Annotated in this window: 19 protein-coding genes; 7 read left to right on the forward strand and 12 right to left on the reverse strand. The window is 60.4% G+C overall.

All coding sequences use genetic code 11. The features are described from left to right. Positions 1-137: 137 nt before the first annotated feature. The 3 genes from FHT86_RS13070 to FHT86_RS13080 form a co-directional block, all read right to left on the reverse strand. The gene (locus tag FHT86_RS13070; RefSeq protein ID WP_133707241.1) at positions 138-1,016 is read right to left on the reverse strand and encodes an amidohydrolase family protein; all 879 of its coding nucleotides are present in this window, start codon (positions 1,014-1,016) and stop codon (positions 138-140) included. Positions 1,017-1,150: 134 nt separating this feature from the next. Then, positions 1,151-2,056 carry a 5-dehydro-4-deoxyglucarate dehydratase gene (gene kdgD / locus FHT86_RS13075; protein ID WP_133707242.1) on the reverse strand — a complete coding sequence of 302 codons (906 nt, stop codon included), beginning with the start codon at positions 2,054-2,056 and terminating at the stop codon, positions 1,151-1,153. 71 nt (positions 2,057-2,127) lie between these two features. Then, positions 2,128-2,868 carry a FadR/GntR family transcriptional regulator gene (locus FHT86_RS13080; protein WP_133707243.1) on the reverse strand — a complete coding sequence of 247 codons (741 nt, stop codon included), beginning with the start codon at positions 2,866-2,868 and terminating at the stop codon, positions 2,128-2,130. Positions 2,869-3,221: 353 nt separating this feature from the next. Here FHT86_RS13080 and FHT86_RS13085 point away from each other — a divergent pair, with 353 nt between their 5' ends. Beyond that, entirely contained in the window at positions 3,222-3,944 is a 723-nt protein-coding gene (locus tag FHT86_RS13085; RefSeq protein ID WP_133707244.1) for a glutathione binding-like protein, read from the forward strand. Positions 3,945-4,019: 75 nt separating this feature from the next. On the opposite strand, the gene FHT86_RS13090 is transcribed toward FHT86_RS13085, so the two are convergent. From FHT86_RS13090 to FHT86_RS13130, 9 genes are all read right to left on the reverse strand, one after another. Continuing rightward, on the reverse strand, positions 4,020-5,210 hold the full coding sequence (locus tag FHT86_RS13090) for a cystathionine beta-lyase (protein ID WP_133707245.1): 1,191 nt from the start codon (positions 5,208-5,210) through the stop codon (positions 4,020-4,022). 84 nt (positions 5,211-5,294) lie between these two features. Then, positions 5,295-6,347, reverse strand: a complete 1,053-nt coding sequence (locus FHT86_RS13095) for an LLM class flavin-dependent oxidoreductase (protein WP_133707246.1) — start codon at positions 6,345-6,347, stop codon at positions 5,295-5,297. A 30-nt stretch (positions 6,348-6,377) separates the two neighbouring features. Further along, positions 6,378-7,319: an ABC transporter substrate-binding protein gene (locus FHT86_RS13100; RefSeq protein ID WP_133707247.1), complete on the reverse strand. Its 942-nt coding sequence runs from the start codon at positions 7,317-7,319 to the stop codon at positions 6,378-6,380. 80 nt (positions 7,320-7,399) lie between these two features. After that, positions 7,400-8,344, reverse strand: a complete 945-nt coding sequence (locus FHT86_RS13105) for an ABC transporter substrate-binding protein (protein WP_133707248.1) — start codon at positions 8,342-8,344, stop codon at positions 7,400-7,402. Positions 8,345-8,420: 76 nt separating this feature from the next. Then, on the reverse strand, positions 8,421-10,199 hold the full coding sequence (locus FHT86_RS38455; protein ID WP_133707249.1) for an amino acid ABC transporter permease/ATP-binding protein: 1,779 nt from the start codon (positions 10,197-10,199) through the stop codon (positions 8,421-8,423). Then, positions 10,147-10,761: a GNAT family N-acetyltransferase gene (locus FHT86_RS13115; RefSeq protein WP_246779501.1), complete on the reverse strand. Its 615-nt coding sequence runs from the start codon at positions 10,759-10,761 to the stop codon at positions 10,147-10,149. Before FHT86_RS13115 ends, FHT86_RS38455 begins: the two co-directional genes overlap by 53 nt. 25 nt (positions 10,762-10,786) lie before the next feature. Then, the gene (locus FHT86_RS13120; protein ID WP_133707250.1) at positions 10,787-11,974 is read right to left on the reverse strand and encodes a M20 aminoacylase family protein; all 1,188 of its coding nucleotides are present in this window, start codon (positions 11,972-11,974) and stop codon (positions 10,787-10,789) included. An 18-nt stretch (positions 11,975-11,992) separates the two neighbouring features. Next, positions 11,993-13,342, reverse strand: coding sequence for an LLM class flavin-dependent oxidoreductase (locus FHT86_RS13125; RefSeq protein WP_133707251.1), 1,350 nt, complete (start codon positions 13,340-13,342; stop codon positions 11,993-11,995). A 24-nt stretch (positions 13,343-13,366) separates the two neighbouring features. Beyond that, positions 13,367-14,359 (reverse strand): MsnO8 family LLM class oxidoreductase, encoded by a 993-nt coding sequence (locus FHT86_RS13130; protein ID WP_133707252.1) that lies wholly within the window; start codon positions 14,357-14,359, stop codon positions 13,367-13,369. A 296-nt stretch (positions 14,360-14,655) separates the two neighbouring features. Between FHT86_RS13130 and FHT86_RS13135 the strand changes: the two genes are divergently transcribed. The 6 genes from FHT86_RS13135 to FHT86_RS13160 all read left to right on the forward strand — a co-directional run bounded on the left by FHT86_RS13135 (position 14,656) and on the right by FHT86_RS13160 (position 20,278). Continuing rightward, a complete protein-coding gene (locus FHT86_RS13135; RefSeq protein WP_133707253.1) occupies positions 14,656-15,294 on the forward strand; it encodes a TetR family transcriptional regulator in 639 nt (212 codons plus the stop codon). Between the two features lie 221 nt (positions 15,295-15,515). Beyond that, complete coding sequence (locus tag FHT86_RS13140) at positions 15,516-16,355, forward strand: metallophosphoesterase family protein (RefSeq protein WP_133707254.1); 840 nt, start codon at positions 15,516-15,518, stop codon at positions 16,353-16,355. Positions 16,356-16,375: 20 nt separating this feature from the next. Further along, positions 16,376-17,674, forward strand: a complete 1,299-nt coding sequence (locus tag FHT86_RS13145; protein WP_133707255.1) for an ABC transporter substrate-binding protein — start codon at positions 16,376-16,378, stop codon at positions 17,672-17,674. Between the two features lie 60 nt (positions 17,675-17,734). After that, entirely contained in the window at positions 17,735-18,685 is a 951-nt protein-coding gene (locus FHT86_RS13150; RefSeq protein WP_133707256.1) for a carbohydrate ABC transporter permease, read from the forward strand. Next, positions 18,675-19,529: a carbohydrate ABC transporter permease gene (locus FHT86_RS13155; protein WP_183868800.1), complete on the forward strand. Its 855-nt coding sequence runs from the start codon at positions 18,675-18,677 to the stop codon at positions 19,527-19,529. The genes FHT86_RS13150 and FHT86_RS13155 overlap by 11 nt, the downstream gene beginning before the upstream one ends. Next, complete coding sequence (locus tag FHT86_RS13160; RefSeq protein WP_133707258.1) at positions 19,529-20,278, forward strand: tyrosine-protein phosphatase; 750 nt, start codon at positions 19,529-19,531, stop codon at positions 20,276-20,278. Before FHT86_RS13155 ends, FHT86_RS13160 begins: the two co-directional genes overlap by 1 nt. Positions 20,279-20,371 lie beyond the last annotated feature (93 nt).

Below are 20,371 nucleotides of genomic sequence, written 5' to 3' on the forward strand. Positions count from 1 at the left end.
GGTCTGTGTCAAGATCGGTCCGGACGGCGGCGCAACAACGGCGCAGCCGCTTTGGGCATCCAAGATGCCGGCAATAATCTTCATTATCTCCCCTCCTCAAAGAAAGCCGGAACCTCCTCGCTCCGGCCGAAATCTCATTACACTCCGCCCCTGAATGGCGCGAAACCGAACAGCGCCTCGGGATTGTCGACGAGGGCAAGCTTTCGGGCGCCCGCGTCCGGCAGCCAACCGAGCACCGTGTCCGTCAGTGCTGCGTCGTCAGGATAGTCAGCGTTTTGTCTCGCCAGATTGTGTGGCCAGTTCGTGCCCCAGACGATCCGCTCCGGCGCATGAGCAACGACGTCGCGGGCGACGGCAGCGATATCCTCATAGGAGGGACCACCGCTTTTTGAGGATTCGTAACAGCCTGCGAACTTGAACCAGCAATTGCCCTTGTCGATCAGCCGCTTCACGGCCGCAACCTGCGGGCTCTCAGGTATCACCCCGGAAAAGAACTTGCCGTGATGATCGAGCACCCAGCGAGATTTCAGCCGCGCCAGCCGAGACTCGTGCTCGAGAATGTGGCTGCCGTCGAACTGCACGGCCAGCATCCAGCCACGCGCACCCGCCCTGGCATCGACAGCTTCGAGCGTGCCGAGACCGACGGCGCCGCCCGGCAGGTCCATGATGCGCGCGCCGACGACGCCGGCGTTCGCGAGCCTATCAAGCTCGGCCTCCGGCGTCTCCGCGTCGATGACGGCGACGCCGCGGGCGATATCGCCCATCTCTGCAAGGCAGGCAAAAAGATTGCCGTTGTCGCGCTGGTGGGCATTGCCCTGCGTGATGACCACACGGTCGATGCCGAGCCAGCCCATCACCTGGCGATATTGGTCTGGTGTCGGCAGACTGCCGGCTGGCAGATCGGGGCCACCGGGCTGTGCCGGAAAACCGGGCAGATACATGTGCATCTGCGTGTCCACCGTTCCTTTGGGAAGGACGCTGCGAGGTGGAGTGCCTGATAGCGTGCGCACCAGCATGTCACTTGTCCTCCGTACGAAATTCAACCGGCGGCCCATCGCAGACGATCTCTGCTGACACAGAGGAGCAACGGCCGAAGTGCAGAGGCGACCGATATTCGAGGCGATATGGACGGGCGGCGGTCGTCATTGTCTCACCGCTTCCACGGCGAAATGAGCTTGTCGAGCATGGCCTCTTCCTCGGCAGTCAAATCGTCCAGAGGTGGTCGCACCTTGCCAGCTTCGAAGCCCTGAAGCCTGACGCCAGCCTTGATGGCGGAAACCGCATAGCCCTTGCGGCGGTTGCGGATGGCCATGAAGGGGTAGAAGAAATCCTTCAGGATCGTCTCGCAGCGTCCACGTTCACCGGCGCGAAGCGCCTTGTAGAACTCGACGGCAAGCGCCGGCACGAAATTGAAGACGGCCGAGGAGTAGGTGGTGAAGCCAGCCCCGAGATAGGCTTCGGCAAAGAGTTCGGCCGTCGGCATGCCGCCGAGATAGGTCAGTCGGTCGCCAAGAGTGGCGGTGATCTGGCGTACCACGCCGATCTCGCCCGTGCCGTCCTTGAAACCCACCAGGTTCGGGCATTCGTCGCAAAGGCGTTTCAATGTATCGACCGAAAGCACCGAATTGTCGCGGTTATAGACCATGACGCCGATATCGACCGACTGGCATATGCGTTTGACGTGGGTGTAGAGCCCTTCCTGCGGCGCATCGATCAGATAGTGCGGCAAAAGCAGGATGCCGTCGGCACCGGCCTTCTCGACCGCCTGCGCCAGCTCGACACCGACATGCGCGCCGAAGCCGCAGCCGGAAACGATCGCCGTCTTGCCGGCCGCCTCCTTGGCTGCCCTGACGATGCTGGGGATCTCATTCGGCGACAGCGAGAAAAACTCGCCCGTGCCCCCTGCAGCAAAGAGCACCGGCGCATCATAACCGGAGAGCCACTCGATATGACGCTGATAGCTGTCAGACCTGAATTTCTCATCCGCATCGAAATGCGTAACAGGAAAGGACAACAGGCCTGCGCCCAGCGCAGCCTTGATTTCTTGCGGCGTCATCAGGAATTCCTCTTCTGCCTCCTCAGGCAGGAGTTGTCATATATGTATGACGTTTTCCTGTCAACAACTCATCATACAGGTTTGCGCTGTTCGCGCAGAAGTGCGCGATAGCGCTCCTGGCTGCCCCGCAGATGCCTGCGCATCGCCTCACGGGCGCCTTCCTCATCGCCATTCGAAATCGCGACGACGATCTGATGATGCTCCTCGTCAATCAACAGGATGTAGGCATCCTGATCGGCCTCGAGTTCCCCCTCGCGCATGGCCGCGCGCGGAATGATCCGCGGCCCGATCATCGAAAGGAACTCCCGGAAACGGGAATTGTTTGTTGCCTCGGCGATAGCGAGATGGAGGGCGAAATCGGCTTCGCTTGTTGGCGCACCTGCATTGAGACACTCGCGCAGGGCATGATGCCGTTCGAAGATCGTCTCTTCCTGCGCCGGCGACCGGCGCAACGCGGCTAGCCCGGCAGCCTCGACCTCCACGGCAGTTCTGAGCTCCAAAAGCTCGATCACCGAGGAAACGCGGGCTTGGTCGAGATTTCCGAAGGAGAGGACCGGCGATGCCGGCTGCTCCAGCACGAAGACTCCAGCACCCTGCTGAGCCTCGACCAAACGGTCGGCTCTGAGCGCCGCGATCGCCTCGCGCACGACCGTGCGGCTGACACCATGGGCCTCCGTGAGTTGCGATTCGCTCGGCAGCTTGCTTCCCGGTGGAAACTGTCCGCTCGCAATGGCCCGACGCAGCGTATTGCTGAGACGCGCAACCAGCGTCTGCGACCTTGCTTCAGTCTGCGACTTTGGCTGAACGGCCACGTCGGTACCTCTCTTGATGGGCTTGGGCTGTGAGAAAAGCACTGCGCGAAGTCGTATGTCAAGTTGATGTCAATACATGCCACTCGATGAACTTGTAAACGAAAATTGCAAACATGTATGATGAGTTTGCTTTAACAAGCGAGCCCATAAAAATAAAGGGGTTGGTTTGCACCTTCGCCAAGATATGTCCGCGCTACAAATACGTGGTCCGTCACCCGCGCCATGCGGATATGATTGCTAATTCTGCGACCGATTTTGGAACAAATGCATTCGGCCTTCTCTTCCCGGGAGGCTAAGATACCGCCGCCCTTGGCATTATCCGTCCCATCTCCATTCCAATGAAGGGAACGCACATGATCGATCTCTACTACTGGCCGACTCCCAATGGCAAAAAGGTCGCGATTTTCCTGGAAGAAACCGGAACGTCCTACAAGCTGGTGCCCATCAATATCGGGCGCGGCGATCAGTTCAAACCGGAATATTTGAAGCTCAACCCCAATCATCGCATGCCGGCGATCGTTGATCATGAGCCGAGCGATGGCGGTGCCCCGCTGAGCGTCTTCGAATCCGGCGCCATCCTTTTTTATCTGGCGGATAAGACCGGCAAGCTCTGGCCGCAGGACCTACGCACGAAATACGAAGTCACCCAATGGGTGATCTGGCAGATGGCGAACCAGGGTCCGAAACTTGGCGAGGCCGGACATTTCCGCCGTCTCGGCGACCGCGAAGGCGATCAATCCTACGCCGTGCGGCGCTTCACAGACGAGGCCAACCGCCTCTATGGCGTCCTCAATATGCGCCTTCGTGACCGGCGCTATCTCGCCGGCGACGATTTCACCATCGCCGACATCGTCAGCTATCCTTGGACGGTCCACTGGGAGGCGCAGGGCCAGGACATCAACGAGTTCAAGCATTTCAAGCGCTGGTTCGAGGAAATCGGCGCTCGGCCGGCTGTACAGCGCGGCCTTGCCGTCGGTGCGGACCTCAGCACCGACGCAAGCAAGCTCTCCCCGGAAGAACAGCAGCGTATCCGAAAAATCCTCTACAACCAGCGTGCATTGCCAGTTCCGGATTGATGGCGATTTTTGTCCCTGAAAGCATTGCGCGCCTGTGACTGGGATGCCGCCGTGACGCTAAAGGAGCCGCGGAGCTCAAGCAGCTCTCGCCGCCGCCAATCCCCTCTCGAGATCTGCCTTCAGATCGGCGACATCCTCAAGACCGATCTGAAGGCGCAGCACCGGCCCCTCCTCCGGTGCTTTCAGGATGCGACGGTCATCCAGATCGACCTGAAGCGCGAGGCTGGGAAAACCGCCCCAGGAATAGCCCAGCCCGAACAGCGAAAGGCCATTGAGGAAGGCTTGCGCTTTGACTTTGAAGTCTTCGCGTCGTTCGACGGAGAGAACGAAGGAAAAGACGCCGCTTGCGCCTTTGAAGTCTCGCTTCCAGATGTCGTGACCTGGAAAACTCGGCAAAGCCGGATGGAGAACACGCGCAACGTCATGACGTGTTTCCAGCCATTCGGCGATCGCAAGGGCATTTGCTTGATGACGTTCGAGCCGCACACCCATGGTACGCAGCCCGCGAAGAACCTGATAGGCATCGTCAGCCGTACCGCATATGCCGAGTGCGCCATTGGCATGCTTGAGACGTTTCCAATATTTTGCGTTAGCCGAGATGGTGCCCATGAGAATGTCGGCATGGCCGGCTGGGTATTTGGTTGAGCCCTGGATGGATACATCCACGCCGAAATCCAGCGGTCGGAAATACAGAGGCGTTGCCCAGGTATTGTCCATGGTCACGACAGCCTCATGCCGATGGGCGACGGCAACGATCGCTGGAATATCCTGCATCTCGAACGTGTTCGAACCGGGCGCTTCGAGGTGCACAAGTTTCGTATTCGGCCTGAAAAGCCCTTCGATCGCCGCGCCGATCGACGGATCGTAATATTCGACCTCGACGCCGAAGCGGGTCAGCATCGTATCGCCGAAATGGCGAACGTTGCCGTAGACGGAATCGACAATCAGCGCATGGTCGCCGGGCGAAAGATAGGCCAGGAATGCGAGGGTGACGGCGGCAAGGCCGGAGGGCACAAGAATGGTTCCGGCAGCGCCTTCGAGTTCGTTGATCGCATTGCAAAGAGCATCGGTCGTTGGCGTCCCCCGCGTCGCGTAGGTGTACTTCTGCCCATGCTTTTCCATCGTCTCAGCATCCGGGAAAAGAACCGTCGAGGCGTGAACTGCCGGCGGATTGATGAAACCGTGAAAGTCGAACGGATTGTATCCGGCACGAATAAGCTGCGTGTTAGGACCGAGAGCGGTCGGAGTGTCCTCATTGTCTGCCATGGGTCTGCCTTGGTGTGGGGTTCAAGTTCCACTCGGTTGGGTGAGCTGAGCGCGACGAGCTCCTAACGGATGGGTGCCGGCAACTCAGGCGTAACGTCTTTCGTCGTCTGGCGCAGTCGAGCCAGCGCTTGACCAGCCAAGCTCCGGCGCGATCCGAGTGACGAAATCGTGGAGGATCTGGCGGTACTGCTCGTGCTCGAATTCGTAAGGCAACTCGAGCCGCAATTCGCTGACCTCAGGCAGCAGCGGGTCGGCGAAGAGCCGCTCCAATATCTCGTCTGAGGTGCCGACGATATCGCGCGCAAACAGGGTACGCCGCTCGCCCTGTGGCGACAACGTTCGTTCATGGCGCCCGGCAGCGTAGTCCTGATAGCGGCGACGGGTAGCAGCATCGGCGCTGTCGAAAGGCACGATAACGCGCCCAAGCGCAACACGGCGCCGAGGCCCGGCGGCGGCACGATAGGTTTCGACCAACCGCGATTGCGCTACAAAGAAATCGTCGGTGCCCTCGCCCGTAATCACATTGCCGGTCAGCAGGTTGAAGCCGTTGCGACCGGCCCATTCGGCCGAGCGCAGCGATCCGCCGCCATACCAGATCCGGTCGATCAGCCCCTTGGCATAGGGCTGCAGGCGCGGCCGGATGGGACCGAAGGGCGTCTTGATGAAGGTCTGCTCATCGCCGAGATGGGTGCCGCGCAGATTGTCGGCAAAGCGAAGGACGCGATCATGGGAAAAATCATTGCTCGTCCAGTCACCGTCGAAAACCAGCGGCGCGATCAGATCGGCATGCAGTGGACGTCCGGCGCTGACGCCGATATTCAGCCGCCCGCGCGACAGAACGTCGACGGTCGCAAGATCCTCCGCCAACCGGTAAGGACTTTCATAGCCGATCGGAATGACCGCCGTTCCCAATTGAATCCGGCTGGTGCGCTGGGTTGCCGCCGCCAGAAAGGCACTGCCCGACGAAATGCCGGGCTCCAGATGCCGCTGGCGGACCCAGGCGCTGTCGAAGCCCAGCTCTTCCCCATATCGCAGTTGCTGAAGCGTCTGCTCCAACCCCGACAGCGGATCTTCGTCCGGATAGTTGCCGGGAGTCAGGAAACCGATACGGCTGATCGATATCTTGCGGCCGCTCATGTCATCACTCCTCTCAACGCCATCAGGCGATCAATATTTCGGCAGGCCGGGTGGATTGGTTTCCGACTTCGGTAGCGCTTCCTCCGCGAGATGCCAGTGATTGAGAATCTTCCCGTAGGTGCCACTGGCGATCAGGTCATTGGTGGCGACGGTCAATACATTGGCCAAGCCGCTTCCCTTGCGCGTGGTGACCGCTACGTCGGACCGATCCGGCCAGCCGGCGCTCAGCGTGCCGACGCTCTTGATGTTCTTGTCACGGGCAGCGATGTAGATGAGCTGCGCATGCGGCTGCACGATGACGTCGGCACGGCCCGACGCTAAGGCCAGCAGGCTTGCGGCATCGTCGTCGTAATATTGCAGCTCCAGCGGCTTCAGCCCGGCGGCGACATTCTCCTTGCTCCATTCGAGCAGGATGCGCTCCTGGTTGGTGCCGGCACCGACGATGAACCTGAGGCCGGCCGCATCCTTGGGCTCCTTGATCGAGCTGATCTTGCTGTCCAGCTTAACGTAAATGCCGTGCAGGCCCTGGCGATAGGTGGAGAAATCGAACTTCTCCTTGCGCTGCTCGGTGACACCGACATTGGAGATGACGGCATCGTATTTGCCCGAAGTGAGACCCAGCGGCCAATCGATCCAAGCGACCGGCACAAGTTCCAGCTTCAGCCCAAGACTATCGGCGATAGCATAGGCGATATCCGGATCGGCGCCGACCACGGTCTTGGCATCCGTCGCATAGGTGGCGAGCGGTGGTCCACCGGGTGAGACGGCAACCGTGAACGTCCCCGGCGTCACGAACTTGAAATTCTTGGGAATGGCGGCAACCGCCGTCTCGTCCCGGACAACATGAATGCGGCCCGGCTGCTCGGGGCTCAAATCGAAGGTTAGATCATCGGCGCGGACCTCGCTGAAGGACGACAGCGCCGTCATCATCAAAGCGAATGAACATGCCCGGATGGCCGGTATGCCTGTCATGGGTGTCTTCTCCATATCCTGTCTTCATGAATAGCCGGCTCCGCGCAGGTGCGAGCCGGCCGTCAATCGCGTTAGGCCGATTACGAGCCGCTCTTCGGCAGGCCGGGCGGGTTGGTCTGCGACTTGTCGATCGCCTCGGAGCTAAGGCTCCAGCGTTTCAGCACTTCGCCGTATTTGCCGTCCTTGATCAGGTCGTTGAGCGCGATGGTGACCGCATCGGCGAGACCGGCGCCCTTGCGTGTCGTCACTGCAATCTCGGCCGATACCGGCCAGCCACCGCTGACGGTGCCGACCAGTTTGGTCGTGCCCTTGATGGATGCGCTGTATGCCAGCGTGGCGTTCGGGTTGAACTCGATGTCGGCGCGGCCGGACTGGATCGCCAGATCGGCGGCGGCGCGGTCGTCGTAATATTGTACCTCGATCGGCTTCAGCCCGGCGGCGACGTTCTCCCGATCCCACTCCAGGATGATCTTCTCCTGGTTCGTGCCGGCGCCAGTGATGACCTTGAGGCCAGCAACATCCTTCGGCTCCTTGATCGCGGTGATCTTGCTGTCGGACTTGACGTAGAAGCCGAGAACATCCCTGCGGTAGGTGGAGAAATCGAATTTCTCCTTGCGCTCCTCGGTGACCGTCACATTGCTGATGACGGCATCATATTTGCCGGAGGAGACGCCGAGCGGCCAGTCCTCCCAGGCAACCGGTACCAGGTCGAGCTCGAGGCCGAGCGAATCCGCGAGCAACTGCGCGATTTCCGGATCGGTGCCGACCACCGTCTTGGCGTCGGTGGCATAGGTCGCGACCGGCGGATCCCAAGGATTGATCGCCACGGTGAACTTGCCGGGATTGACGAATTTGAAGCTGGACGCAATCGCCTTGATTGCCGCGTCGTCCTTTTCCGCGCGGACGCGGTTCGACGTATCCGGGCTAAGGTTAAACTTTTCCGCCGCGTGCGCAGAGCCGAGGCCAATGACGGTCACGGCGATAATGCCGGCCACCAGAAATTTCGTTTTCCTGAAGACAGTCATGTAACTTACCTCTTATTCACTCTAGGGTTGTAGTTGCGTTTACTTTCTTCCTCTCGCGAAGGGGGCCGGGTTTTCGCTAGAGAACTTTTGCCAGGAACTCGCGGGTGCGCGGATGTTCCGCTTCGTTGAAGATGCGGGCCGGCGGGCCAGCCTCGAGAATGTGGCCGGCTTCCATGAAGACCACCGTATCAGCTACTTCGCGGGCAAAGCCGATCTCATGGGTGACGATGACGAGTGTCGTGCCGGTGCGCGCAAGTTCCTTGATGACGTCGAGAACCTCGCCCACCAGTTCCGGGTCGAGCGCCGAGGTCGGCTCGTCGAAGAGCAGCACCTTGGGGCGGAGCGCCAGTGCGCGGGCGATCGCGACGCGCTGCTGCTGGCCGCCGGAAAGCTGGCGGGGGTATGCGTTGATCTTGTCGCTGAGGCCGACGCGGGCGAGCAGTTCCTGCGCCAATTGCACGGCTTCCTCGCGGCTGAGGCCGCGCACCTGGATCGGCGCCTCGATGAGATTTTCGAGCACGGTCAGATGCGGAAAGAGATTGAAGCTCTGAAAGACCATGCCGATATCGGCGCGGCTCCTGAGAATATCCTTCTCCTTGAGCTCGTAGAGCGTGTCGCCCTTCTGGCTATAGCCGATCAGATCACCATCGATGGAGATGAAGCCGCTATCGACACGCTCCAGGTGGTTGATGGCGCGCAGGAGCGTCGACTTGCCGGAGCCGGACGGGCCGAGAATGGCGGTCACGCTGCCGGGGGGAAGGGTGAGCTCGATATTGTCGAGCACCTTCAGCGCACCGAAGCTCTTCGAAATTCCGTGAATGCGCACGGCCCCGCCGGCTGCCCTGAAGCTTGCTACGTCGCTGAAACCAGATCTGAACGCGGCATCTGTCGAGATGTCAAAGACGGGTAGCGGGCGGCGGAACCGTTCGAAGAAGGCCTGGAAGGGAAGCGGCGTCGGGTTGCGCAGCGCGCCCTTGGAGAAATAGCGCTCGATATAGTGCTGAGCGATCGACAGCACGGTCATGATGACCAGATACCAGACAGTTGCGACCATTAGCAGCGGAATGACTTCGAGATTGCGGCGATAGATGACCTGGACCGTATAGAAGAGTTCCGGCAGGGCGAGCACATAGACCATGGAAGTGCTTTTCGCCAATCCGATGATTTCGTTGAAGCCGGTCGGCAGGATGGAGCGCATGGCCTGTGGCAAGACGATGCGAAAGGCTTGGCGGCGGCGTGGCAGGCCGAGGGCGGATGCCGCCTCCAACTGTCCCTGGTCAACGGAGAGGATGCCCCCGCGCACGATCTCCGCGAAAAAGGCCGATTGATTGAGCGTCAGACCGAGGAAGGCGGCGGCAAAGGGCGTCAATAGTTGCACCGTCGGATAGTCGATGAAGACCGTATCGGTGAAGGGAATGCCGATCTTGATCGTCTCGTAAAGATAGCCGAGATTGTTCAGCACCAACAGCAGTACGATCATCGGGATCGAGCGCAGCAGCCAGATATAGCCCCAGGATAGGCCGGAGAGCAGCGGCGACTTGGAAACGCGGGCAAGCGCCAATGCCGTACCAAGGATAGAGCCGGAAATGGCGGCGAGCACCGTCAGAAGCAGGGTCCTGCCGAGGCCGACGAGAACAGGCTCGGCGAAGAACCATTCGGCGAAAACACCCCAACCCCAGCGCGGATTGGTGAAGGTGGAATAGAGCACAGCAGCGATGACAAGGGCGGCAAAAATGGTGCCTGCCAACCGACCGGGATGGCGTGCCGGTACGATGCGATAGCGGGAATAATCCTGCTTTTGATCAACGGTCCTGCTGCCGGGCTCGATCCCCGCGAAATCTGTCGTCAGTGCCATGATGTTTCCCTTTTATGAATTCTCGGTCTTTGCCGTTTTCACCTGTTGCCGCCAGCACACGCAGCTCCGGTTCGGCCAGATGGCTGACGTCCTTCTCGAAGGGCAGCGTCCGATGGATCTCCGGATCGACAGTCTGATCAAACAGGGCGGTGTAGCCGTAGTTGAGATAGAGACCGACCGCCTCCGGCTGGCGAAAGCCGGTGGTGAGATAGATGCGGGAATAGCCCTGGCGGGCCGCCCGCGATTCCAGCTCGACCAGAACCTTGCGCGCCAGCCCCTGCCGGCGCAGATCATGGCGGGTCCAGATGCGCTTGAATTCGGCCGTGCGTTCGTCATAACGCTTGAAGGCGCCGCCGCCGATGGTTTCGCCATCGCGGATCAAAAGCACGAAATTACCATTTGGCGGCGCAAAAGCCTCCGGCGGATAGCGGTTGAGTTCAGCGGCCGCGCCCTCGGCGTTGAAATAAGTGCCGTAGCGGCTGTCATATTCATGGATCAGCTCATCGATCAGCGGTTTGGCGCGGGGGTCGAGAGGGGTCGTGTAGAGAAAGCTGTCACTCATCTCATCAGCCGTCCTGTTGTCGTCACTATGAAAGGAAGGTCTCGACCAGCCGCACCCAGTAGCAGGCGGCAGGCGCGATGATCGCATCGTCGAAATCGTAATGAGCGCTGTGCAGGGGGGCGCTGTCGCCATTGCCAACGAAGAGGTAGCTGCCCTTCTGCGCCTGCAGCATGAAGGCGAAATCCTCGCTCGCCGTGCGTGGCCGAAAATTCCGCTCAATCCTTCCTTCGCCGAACGCGTCCAGAGCGACCTTGCGGGCAAAAGCGGTCTCTTCGCGATGGTTGATCAGCGCCGGAAAACCGAGGCGGTAGTTCACATCCGCCTGCGCACCGAAACTTTCGGCCTGGGCGCGGGCAAGTGTGGGAATACGCTCCTGCAGTTGCTGGCGGACCGTCTCGCTGAAGGCGCGCATGGTCAGCTTCAGCTCCACGCTTTCCGGGATCACGTTCGAGGCCGAGCCGCCATGGATCGATCCGACGGTCACGACCGCCATGTCCTGGGGATCGACATTGCGCGACACGACGCTCTGAAGCGCGGTGATGAAGGCGGCGGACGCCAATACCGGATCGACCGCCTTATGAGGCTCAGCTCCATGGCCACCCTTGCCGACCATGCGGATCACGGCCTGATCGACCGAAGCCATGGCTGCATCGGCGACGAAACCGAACTGACCGAGCGGGACACCCGGCCAATTGTGCAGGCCAAAGACAGCGTCGACCGGAAACCGTTCGAAAAGCCCATCCGAGATCATCTTGCGGGCGCCAGCGCCGATCTCTTCGGCTGGCTGGAAGATCAGCGTCAGCACACCGGAAAAACGTTTGGTTTCAGCAAGGTAGCGCGCCGCAGCCAGCAGGATCGATGTGTGCCCGTCATGGCCGCAGGCGTGCATGACGCCAGGATTGTCGCTGGCATAGGGAAGATCCGTCGCCTCCTCGATCGGCAGGGCATCCATATCAGCCCGGATCCCGATACGGCTGTCGCCGTCGCCGCCCCGAAGGGAAGCGACGACGCCGGTGCCCCCAACACCGGTCGTCACCTCATAGCCCCAGGAGGAAAGCAACGAGGCGACGATCTTGCTGGTCCGCCGCTCCTGGAAAGCAAGCTCCGGATAACGATGCAGATCGTGACGGAGAGCAATGATCTCGTCGAGAAAGGAGGCTATCCCCGTTTCGATGTTATCAGCCGGTCGATGGTGCTGGGTAATGACGTTCATGGCCCCGCCGATCGTGCCTCAGGCACGGATCGCCCTTCCTCGTTCGGCTTCGTCCTTGGCCTGCGCATAGCGACTCTCGCGATAGGGCAGCCCGAGATGATCACGCAGCGTCGAACCCTTCAGCACAGGGTCGAAATAGCCGCGCTCGGTGAGCCTCGGCAGGACGTATCTGGCGAAATCGTCGAAGCCTTCGGCGATCACCGGGAAGCCGAGAATGAAGCCATCGGCAGCACCTTGATCCACCCACCGGATAATCTCGTCGGCGATATGCTCCGCCGTGCCGATGAAGGCGGTACGAGGCGTCGCGGAATCGAGCGCGATCTCGCGCAGCGTCAGCCCCTTCTCGCGCGCGGTCCTCTTGATGCGATCCGTGGTGGCACGAAAATTGTTGCGACCGATATCGCCGAGCTCGGGGAAGGGCTCGTCCAGGGGATAGACACTGAAATCATGGTGATCGAAGAAACGGCCGAGATAGAGCAGCGCCTCTTCGATGGTGACGAGATTGCGGATCGCCTGATACTTCGCTTCCGCCTCTTCGTTTGTCGCTCCCACGATCGGGCCAATGCCCGGATAGATGCCGACTTCCGCAGCCGACCGCCCATGCGCGATCACGCTGTCCTTGAGCTGCCGATAGAAGGCCTGCGCCTCCTCTATCGGCCCGCCATTGGTGAACACGGCGTCGGCATGTTTGCCGGCAAGCCGGATGCCCGAGTCCGAAGCGCCCGCCTGAAAGACGACCGGCTGTCCCTGCTTGGAACGGCCGATATTCAGCGGCCCTTCGACACGGAAGAAGCGGCCCTTGTGGTTCAGCCGCCGCAACTTGGTCTTGTCGACGAAGACGCCGGTCTCACGATTGCGGATGAAGGCGTCGTCATCCCAGGAATCCCACAGGCCTTTGATGACGTCGAGATATTCGTCGGCGATCTCGTAACGCAGCTCGTGTTCGGGATGTTCGCGACTGTAGTTGCGGCCCGAACCCTCGAGCGGCGAAGTCACCGCATTCCACCCTGCCCGACCGCCGCTGATCAGATCGATCGAGCCGAATTGCCGCGCGACGGTGAAAGGATCGCTGTACGAGGTCGAGACCGTGCCGACGAGGCCGATCTTCGAGGTCGAGGCGGCAAGCGCCGACAAGATCGAGATCGGCTCGAAGCGGTTGAGGAAATGCGGGATCGACTGCTCGTTGATATAGAGACCATCGGCAACGAAGGCGAAAGCGATGCCGGCCTCTTCCGCCTTGCGCGCCGTCTTGACGAAGAAATCGAAATTGACGCTGGCATCGGCCGGGCCGCTCGGATGTTTCCAGGCGTTCATGTGGCCGCCCGGACCCTGCAGCATAATGCCGAACGTGATGTGTTTCTGAGCCATGGAACAATCCTCTTCAGTTCAAAATCAAGCGACGAGGGAGAGCCGCTCCTTGGCGAGCAGCTCGATGGAGGCGAAGCGCTCGGCGGCCGTCAGCGCCGGCGTGTCGAGAATGAATTCCTTGACGCCGTAGCGGCGATGCAATTCATCCAGCTCTTTTCGGATCTGCGCCGCCGTGCCGTGCAGCACACTCGGCACCTTTTCTTCAGTCCGGTAGTCGCTGACGCCGGCCTGGCGGGCGAATTCGGCTGCCTGCTCCTCGCTGCCGACATTGACCGTCTGCCCGTTGGGAAGGAAAATCTTGACGATACGGAGATCGCCGACACGCGCGCGCGCCTGCTCCTCGCTCTCCGCGGCAAAGGCCGCCAGCGCCAGGATCGGGCTCTTGCCGCCGCTTGCCGCCTCATAGGCTTCGAAGGTCTTGCGGAGATTTTCGGGATCGCCATTCAGATGGCCGGCGAAAACCAGCTCCCAGCCCTTCTCCGCCGCCAATTCGGCACTCTCGACGGAAGCGCCGAGCAGGAAACGCTCCGGCGCGATCGAAGGAACCGGCGTTGCGACGGCGGCATCAGCAGTGGATTCGGTTGAAAGATAGATGTTGATGTCGGCGAGCTGGTCGGCGAAGCTCGGCTTGCGCTCTGGATCGACCGCTGCCTGCAGCGCCCGTGTCGACAGCGGAAAGCCGCCCGGCGCCTTGCCAACGCCGAGATCGATGCGGCCGGGTGCCAGCGACGAGAGCAGATTGAAGGTCTCAGCCACCTTGTAGGCGCTATAGTGCTGCAGCATCACCCCGCCGGAGCCGATGCGGATCTTCGATGTCTTGGCGAGCAGATAGCCGATCAGCGCTTCAGGTGCGGAACTCGCTAGGTTCGCCATATTGTGGTGCTCGGCCACCCAGAAACGGTGATAGCCAAGCTCCTCGGCTCGAACCGCCAGCCTGGCGGTCGCCCGCAGCGCATCCGTCGCATTTCTACCGGCTTCGATGGGGCTTTTGTCGAGAAGGCTCAAAAGATAGGACATATAGGATCATCCGATTATCGTGCCGGACTGCGGCTTCGTTCCTATAGTCTATAAAATACGTAGACTAAATGGATTATAAGAAATGACTTTCTGTTCGCATGGCAAAGTGGGGAAATAAGTTGCAAAACATGCATACACGCCGTGCGTGAGGTTTGCGCGGGGACACCCGCCCAAAGTTATCTTTGCGGCTGTGGGGCGACGACAAACGCCCCTCCCGGCTTTCAACCGGGGCCGTCATCGCTACGACATCCAATCCATGCTAACCAAAGCCGGGCTGACGAAAGTTGGTATTAGTGATGCATGGCCGGACAAACCCCACCGCGTTCAGGCTGATGGATGCCTGCGAACATCTTCTTTGCGATGTGGCAACGCTTGAGGAATTGACGGCGCGGCGTATCGCTATCGCTGCGCATGCCACACCGTCGGCGATAAGCTATCATTTCGGCTCGCAGGAAGCATTGATCATTGCCGTCGCCGAGCGGGTATACCGGCGCCTGAATGCCGAGCGTCTGAGCCTTCTGCATAAGGCAGTCGCGCGCAAAGCGCCCAATGCTCCCGATCTTGATGAGGTCATTGCCGCTCATGTCGGTCCCTCCATCCGCTGGAGTCTCGACCCGACATCCAGCTACCCGGTGCTTTCGCATGTCACGTCGCTTGCCCAGCGCCATCGCGACGTCGAACACTATCGCCGGATCATCGATAATGTCGAACACCACAGGGCGTTCATCCCACCGCTGAAGCGCATCGCTCCCTGGCTCGACGACGTCGATATCGGCTGGCGGCTGAATTGTGCGCTGGGAATCCGCTCGCAGGTCACCCGCAGCCGTTCCCGCACCGAAATCCTGACCAATCACGCCATCGACCTCGACAATGCCGATATCGTGATCGCCCGCATGGTCGAGGTCATCGCGCCGATGTTCCGCCGCCAGAACTAGCGCGCTCTGGCGCTGGGCCGTTCTCGAACAGCGTTCGAAATTCGTCACGTCAACGATAACAAGCTCCTCTATCGGTCATGTTCATAGGCTGAACAACAGTGACGGAGCGTTGGCCGCAAGGGTGTCTGAACAATCCTGATCCCTTCCGTGCGCCGAAAATATCGGCCGTTCCGCTGCCTGCCACCTCAGCCCCCGAACCGTCTTTTGATTGGAGATCCGCAGTGTCACGCGAAACGACATTTATCCATCTGACCGACCTCCACATCGGCACGCCTGATGACGATCATCTCTACAGCGACACGACGGAAACGCTGCGCCAGATATTGGCGCTTGTTGCGACAGTGACGCCGAAGCCGGAATTCGTTGTCGCAAGCGGCGACCTCACCAATCGCGGCGACGCCGAAAGCTTTCGCAAGCTGCGGGATATCATGGCCGATATCGACGTTCCGGTGATCTACGCCCTCGGCAATCACGACACCCGCGCCGGCTTCTATGAAGGAATGGAAATCGCAACCGAAAGTCCCGATGCACCCTATGATCATGATCGCGTGGCCGGCGGCATCCATATCGTCACCATCGATTCCAGCACACCGGGCCTGATCGGCGGAACGATCGATCCTGCCCAATTTGAATGGCTGGAGCGCACGCTCGACACCCATCCGGATCTGCCGAAGCTCATCGTCGTGCATCACCCGCCCGCCCTGGGCGAAGAGCCCGATGTCACCCATTGGCGGACGATCCACTTCCCGCAATCGCAACGTCTTGCCGAGATTCTGAAGGGCCGCAATATCATCGGCATTCTGAGCGGCCATATCCATCATGACCGCGTGTCCGTCTGGCACGGCATCCCCGTCGTCGTCGGCATGGGCCACCATGCAGCGACCGATATTCTGCGCACAGACGTGCTGCGCATGGTTCGTGGCGCTTCTTTCGGCATCGGAACGATCCGCCCCTCCGGCCTGACGATGGCCTTTGTGCCGCTGCCCTCCGATCGCGCCGAGCTCAACATCTATCCCTTGAAAAGGCTGCTGGAACGGGCCGTACCCGTCGCCGCCGAATAATCCGACCGGAGAGAATTGAAATGCTGCGCAGAACCTATCTGAAGCTGATGTCGACGCTTGCCGTCGCCGCTCTGGTGCCCTTTTCCGCCGCCTTCGCGGACATGCCGGCAACCGTCGACGGGCCGGTGACGATCAGCTTCTACAACTACAATCTCGCCTCGGCGAGCGCCGGGGCCGATGCGACCAAGGAACTGCTTGCCGCCTTCAAGCAGAAATTTCCCAACATCACGGTGGAGACGATCGCCGTACCCTCGAACGAGATCATGAGCCGGGTGCAGGCCGATATCGTCGCCGGCCAACAGCCCGATGTCGCGCAGCTCGTCTTTCGTGACCTGATCTATATCGCCAACGATCTCGGCGCCAACGCTCTTGAGGACATGGTGAGCCCGCAGGAGCTGAAGGACCACCTCTCCGGCATGATCCCGCAGGGCCTCGAACTCGGCAGGGTCGACGGCAAGACCTATGGACTCGCCTATACTTTCTCGACGCCGATCCTTTACTACAACGCCGATCTCTTCCGGCAGGCCGGCCTTGATCCCGACGCCCCGCCGAAGACCTGGGCCGACGTCAAGAAGGCCGGCGAAGCGATCAAACAAAAGACGGGCAAGAACGGCTTCTTCCCCGGCGCCTATGGTCCCGCCGACGGCACCTTCGTTTATCAGGCGATCGTGATGTCGAACGGTGGCAAGGTGCGCCAGGGCAACACACTGACCTTTGCCGACGGCGACGCCGCCGATGCCGTCAAGATGTTGCGCGACATGGTCGATAGTGGCGCGCATGCGCGCATCGATGTCGCGAGCCCCGCCGATACGATGGCAAGCGGCAATCTCGGCATGTTTCTCTATACCAGCGCCTTGTACGCCAGCCTGAAGAAATCGGCCGCCGGCAAGTTCGATCTACGCGTCGCCGCCATGCCCTCCTTCGGCGACAAGCCAACGGCACCGACGAACTCGGGCAGCGCCCTCTTCGTTCTCAGCAAGGATCCGGTCAAGCAGCGCGCTTCCTATGAGCTCCTCAAATTCCTGACCAGCAGGGAAGCCTATACGATCATCACGAGCAAGATCGGCTATCTGCCGCTGCGTCTCGATATCGTCGATGATCCGAAATATCTCGGCGAATGGGTCAAGCAGAATCCGATGATCCGGCCTAATCTTGAACAGTTAAACCGCCTCACGCCCAACGTCGCCTTCCCTGGACCCAACTATCGGCAGGTGGAAAACATGATGATGGATGCGGTGCGCCAAGCCGTCTTCGGTAGCGGCGATCCGATCGCAACGCTCAAGACGGCGGAGCAGGCTGCGCAGGACCTCATGCCTTAAGGAGGACCGCACCGGCCGAAGCCCGAGGTTTCGGCCGGTTTTGTTTCGGGACGATTTTTCATGACCGATATCCAGGCCGACCTTTCGCAACCCATGAGCAGGATCACGACCCGCCCGGCACTCAACCGACAGCGCGGTGCCGGGATAACGCCATGGCTCTATCTTGCACCGGCGCTGATCCTGCTCTTCATGTGGACCTATGTTCCTCTGATAGAGGCCTTCAAGCTCTCCTTCTACCAGTGGAACATGTTGCCGACTGCGCCGCAGCGTTTTGTTGGCCTAGACAATTACCGCCGGATCTTCGCACTGTCCGAGATGCGCATCGCGCTTTGGAACACGCTTCTCTACATCATCGGGCTCTTTCCGATGTCAGTGATCATCCCGCTTTTCGCCGCCATCCTGACGCAGGATCTGCAGGGCCGCCTGCGCACGCTCTACCGCACTCTGATTTTCGTGCCGATGATCGTGCCCCCGGTCGTCGCGGCGATCCTGTGGCGCTGGCTTTTGAGCGACGATCATGGGCTCGTCAACAATCTGCTCGCGCTCGCGGGTTTCGGGACCGTGGGCTTCCTGACCGACCCGCATTACGCCCTGGCGACCCTCACCTGGATCACGGGCTGGAAACTCATTGGCTTTTCGACGCTGCTCTTTTCTTCCGCCAATGCCGGCATCGATCGGTCCTATATCGAGGCCGCGCGTATCGATGGCGCCAGCCGCTGGCAGATCGTCCGCGATATCCGCCTGCCGCTGCTATCGCCCACGGTCATGCTTCTGTCGATGATGACGATCCTGTTCGGCGCGCAGTGGAGCTTTGCCTATATCAGCGTGCTGACCAATGGCGGCCCGCTCAAATCGACGACGAACATCTTCTACGTGCTTTGGGAATACGGCTTCGAAACGCTTTCTGCCGGCTGGAGCGCGGCCGCGGGCATGATCACCTTTGCCAGCTTTGCGATCATCGCCTTCTTCTGCTTGCGGCTCATGAAGAGGTATGCCGTCTATGACAATTGACCTTGTATCGCAAAATCAGACGGTCGGCCGCCCTCACCTCACGTTCAGAAGCATATGCACCCATGCGCTGATGATCCTGCTGTCTTTCGTCGCGGTTTTTCCGATCTACTGGATGGTCGTCAGTTCGCTGAAAGCGGAAAATGACATCTTCTCCACTGCCCTCTGGCCGGCAAATCCGTCGCTTGCGAATTATGCCTATGTGTTCACAAAGATGCCGATCCTGCGCATCATCGCCAACACTGCCATCGTCTCGGCAACGACGGCTGCCTTGCAGGTTCTCACCGGCCTTTTCGCAGCCTATGCGCTGGTCCGCTGGCGCATGCGCCTTGCAGGCCTCGTCAACGGGCTGATCGCGCTTTCGTGGCTGGTGCCGTTTCAGGTCACGATGATCCCGAACTATGTTTTCGCCTCCAGGCTCGGTCTGCTCGACAGCCTCGGCGGGCTGATCATTCCAAATGCGGTTGCCGCCTTCGCCGTTCTTCTACTCTATCATTCCATGCGATCGTTTCCGACCGAGGTGCTGGAGGCGGCGCGCATGGACGGTGCGAGGCACTGGCGCATCCTGTGGGAGATCGTTGCGCCCAACATGCGAGCGCCGATCGCCTCGCTCGCAATCCTCGCCTTCATCTCCGCCTGGAACGAATATTTCTGGCCGCTGCTACTGTCGCGCAAGATCGAAAACTCGGTGGTGCAGATCGGCCTGCAAATGTTCATGACGCAGGAGGGCAATCTCTGGGGGCCGCTGATGGCAGCCGCAACCCTCGCCAGCCTACCGATCCTCCTCATCTATCTCGTCCTGCAAAGGCAGGTAATCGAATCCTTCATGAAGTCGGGAATCCGCTGATGTCAAAGACCTATGAGCGTCTTCTCGTGCTGGAGGGTGCACACAATGTCCGAGATCTCGGCGGTTATCCGACGACGGCCGGCACCAGGACGCGTTGGCGCTCGCTTCTGAGAAGTGATGGCCTGCATCTGCTCAGCGCTGCCGATATCGACAGCCTTCTAAAAGAGGGCCTTTCCACCGTGATCGACTTGCGCGGCGTGGAAGAAACCGCGCTGGAAATCAATCCGTTCGGTGCGGACGGCCGCGTGCAATATCACAATCTACCGCTTTTTTCCGCACTTGCACCGATCGCAGCAGCCGCGAAAGCCGGTGCGATTTCCTTCGACATGGCGGCGCGCTATCGTGACGCCATTGAAAACTGCCAGCCAGCCATTGCCGACGTGCTGCGCGCGATTGCAATGGCGCCGGAAGGGATTGTTCTTTTTCATTGCAGCGCCGGCAAGGATCGCACCGGCATTATCGCTGCCATCCTTTTGGCAATCGCAGGTGTCGATGACAATACCATCATCGAGGACTACGCCCTCACCGGCACGATCGCCGGCCGGTTGATCGAACGCCTGCGGGAGAAGTCATTGCGGGGCGGCGTCGACCCGGCACTTATCGAGCTCTTTCTCGCCAGCGAACCGCAGACCATGCGCTTCATGCTCCAACATATGGCCCGGATCTATGGTAGCATACCTGCCTACGCCGTGCGGATCGGCCTGTCGGACGCCGAGATTGAAAAGCTGCGCCATCGTATCCTTACCTGAAACGGCCGCTTTGCCGCTCGTGGTTACCGGGGCCTGCGCCGCGAACAGGTGCGTCAGATTTTGGACCGCCAATGGCACCGGCCAGCTCGCAAT

The sequence above is a fragment of the Rhizobium sp. BK313 genome (genome assembly GCF_014193655.1).
Classification (GTDB): Bacteria; Pseudomonadota; Alphaproteobacteria; order Rhizobiales; family Rhizobiaceae; genus Rhizobium.

Coding starts and splice junctions, on each gene's coding strand:
- FHT86_RS13070 (WP_133707241.1), bottom strand. CDS start 1,016: ATGCTGGTGCGCACGCTATCAGGCACTCCACCTCGCAGCGTCCTTCCC.
- kdgD (WP_133707242.1), bottom strand. CDS start 2,056: ATGACGCCGCAAGAAATCAAGGCTGCGCTGGGCGCAGGCCTGTTGTCC.
- FHT86_RS13085 (WP_133707244.1), top strand. CDS start 3,222: ATGATCGATCTCTACTACTGGCCGACTCCCAATGGCAAAAAGGTCGCG.
- FHT86_RS13090 (WP_133707245.1), bottom strand. CDS start 5,210: ATGGCAGACAATGAGGACACTCCGACCGCTCTCGGTCCTAACACGCAG.
- FHT86_RS13095 (WP_133707246.1), bottom strand. CDS start 6,347: ATGAGCGGCCGCAAGATATCGATCAGCCGTATCGGTTTCCTGACTCCC.
- FHT86_RS13100 (WP_133707247.1), bottom strand. CDS start 7,319: ATGACAGGCATACCGGCCATCCGGGCATGTTCATTCGCTTTGATGATG.
- FHT86_RS13105 (WP_133707248.1), bottom strand. CDS start 8,344: ATGACTGTCTTCAGGAAAACGAAATTTCTGGTGGCCGGCATTATCGCC.
- FHT86_RS38455 (WP_133707249.1), bottom strand. CDS start 10,199: ATGGCACTGACGACAGATTTCGCGGGGATCGAGCCCGGCAGCAGGACC.
- FHT86_RS13115 (WP_246779501.1), bottom strand. CDS start 10,761: ATGAGTGACAGCTTTCTCTACACGACCCCTCTCGACCCCCGCGCCAAA.
- FHT86_RS13120 (WP_133707250.1), bottom strand. CDS start 11,974: ATGAACGTCATTACCCAGCACCATCGACCGGCTGATAACATCGAAACG.
- FHT86_RS13125 (WP_133707251.1), bottom strand. CDS start 13,342: ATGGCTCAGAAACACATCACGTTCGGCATTATGCTGCAGGGTCCGGGC.
- FHT86_RS13130 (WP_133707252.1), bottom strand. CDS start 14,359: ATGTCCTATCTTTTGAGCCTTCTCGACAAAAGCCCCATCGAAGCCGGT.
- FHT86_RS13135 (WP_133707253.1), top strand. CDS start 14,656: ATGCATGGCCGGACAAACCCCACCGCGTTCAGGCTGATGGATGCCTGC.
- FHT86_RS13145 (WP_133707255.1), top strand. CDS start 16,376: ATGCTGCGCAGAACCTATCTGAAGCTGATGTCGACGCTTGCCGTCGCC.
- FHT86_RS13150 (WP_133707256.1), top strand. CDS start 17,735: ATGACCGATATCCAGGCCGACCTTTCGCAACCCATGAGCAGGATCACG.
- FHT86_RS13155 (WP_183868800.1), top strand. CDS start 18,675: ATGACAATTGACCTTGTATCGCAAAATCAGACGGTCGGCCGCCCTCAC.
- FHT86_RS13160 (WP_133707258.1), top strand. CDS start 19,529: ATGTCAAAGACCTATGAGCGTCTTCTCGTGCTGGAGGGTGCACACAAT.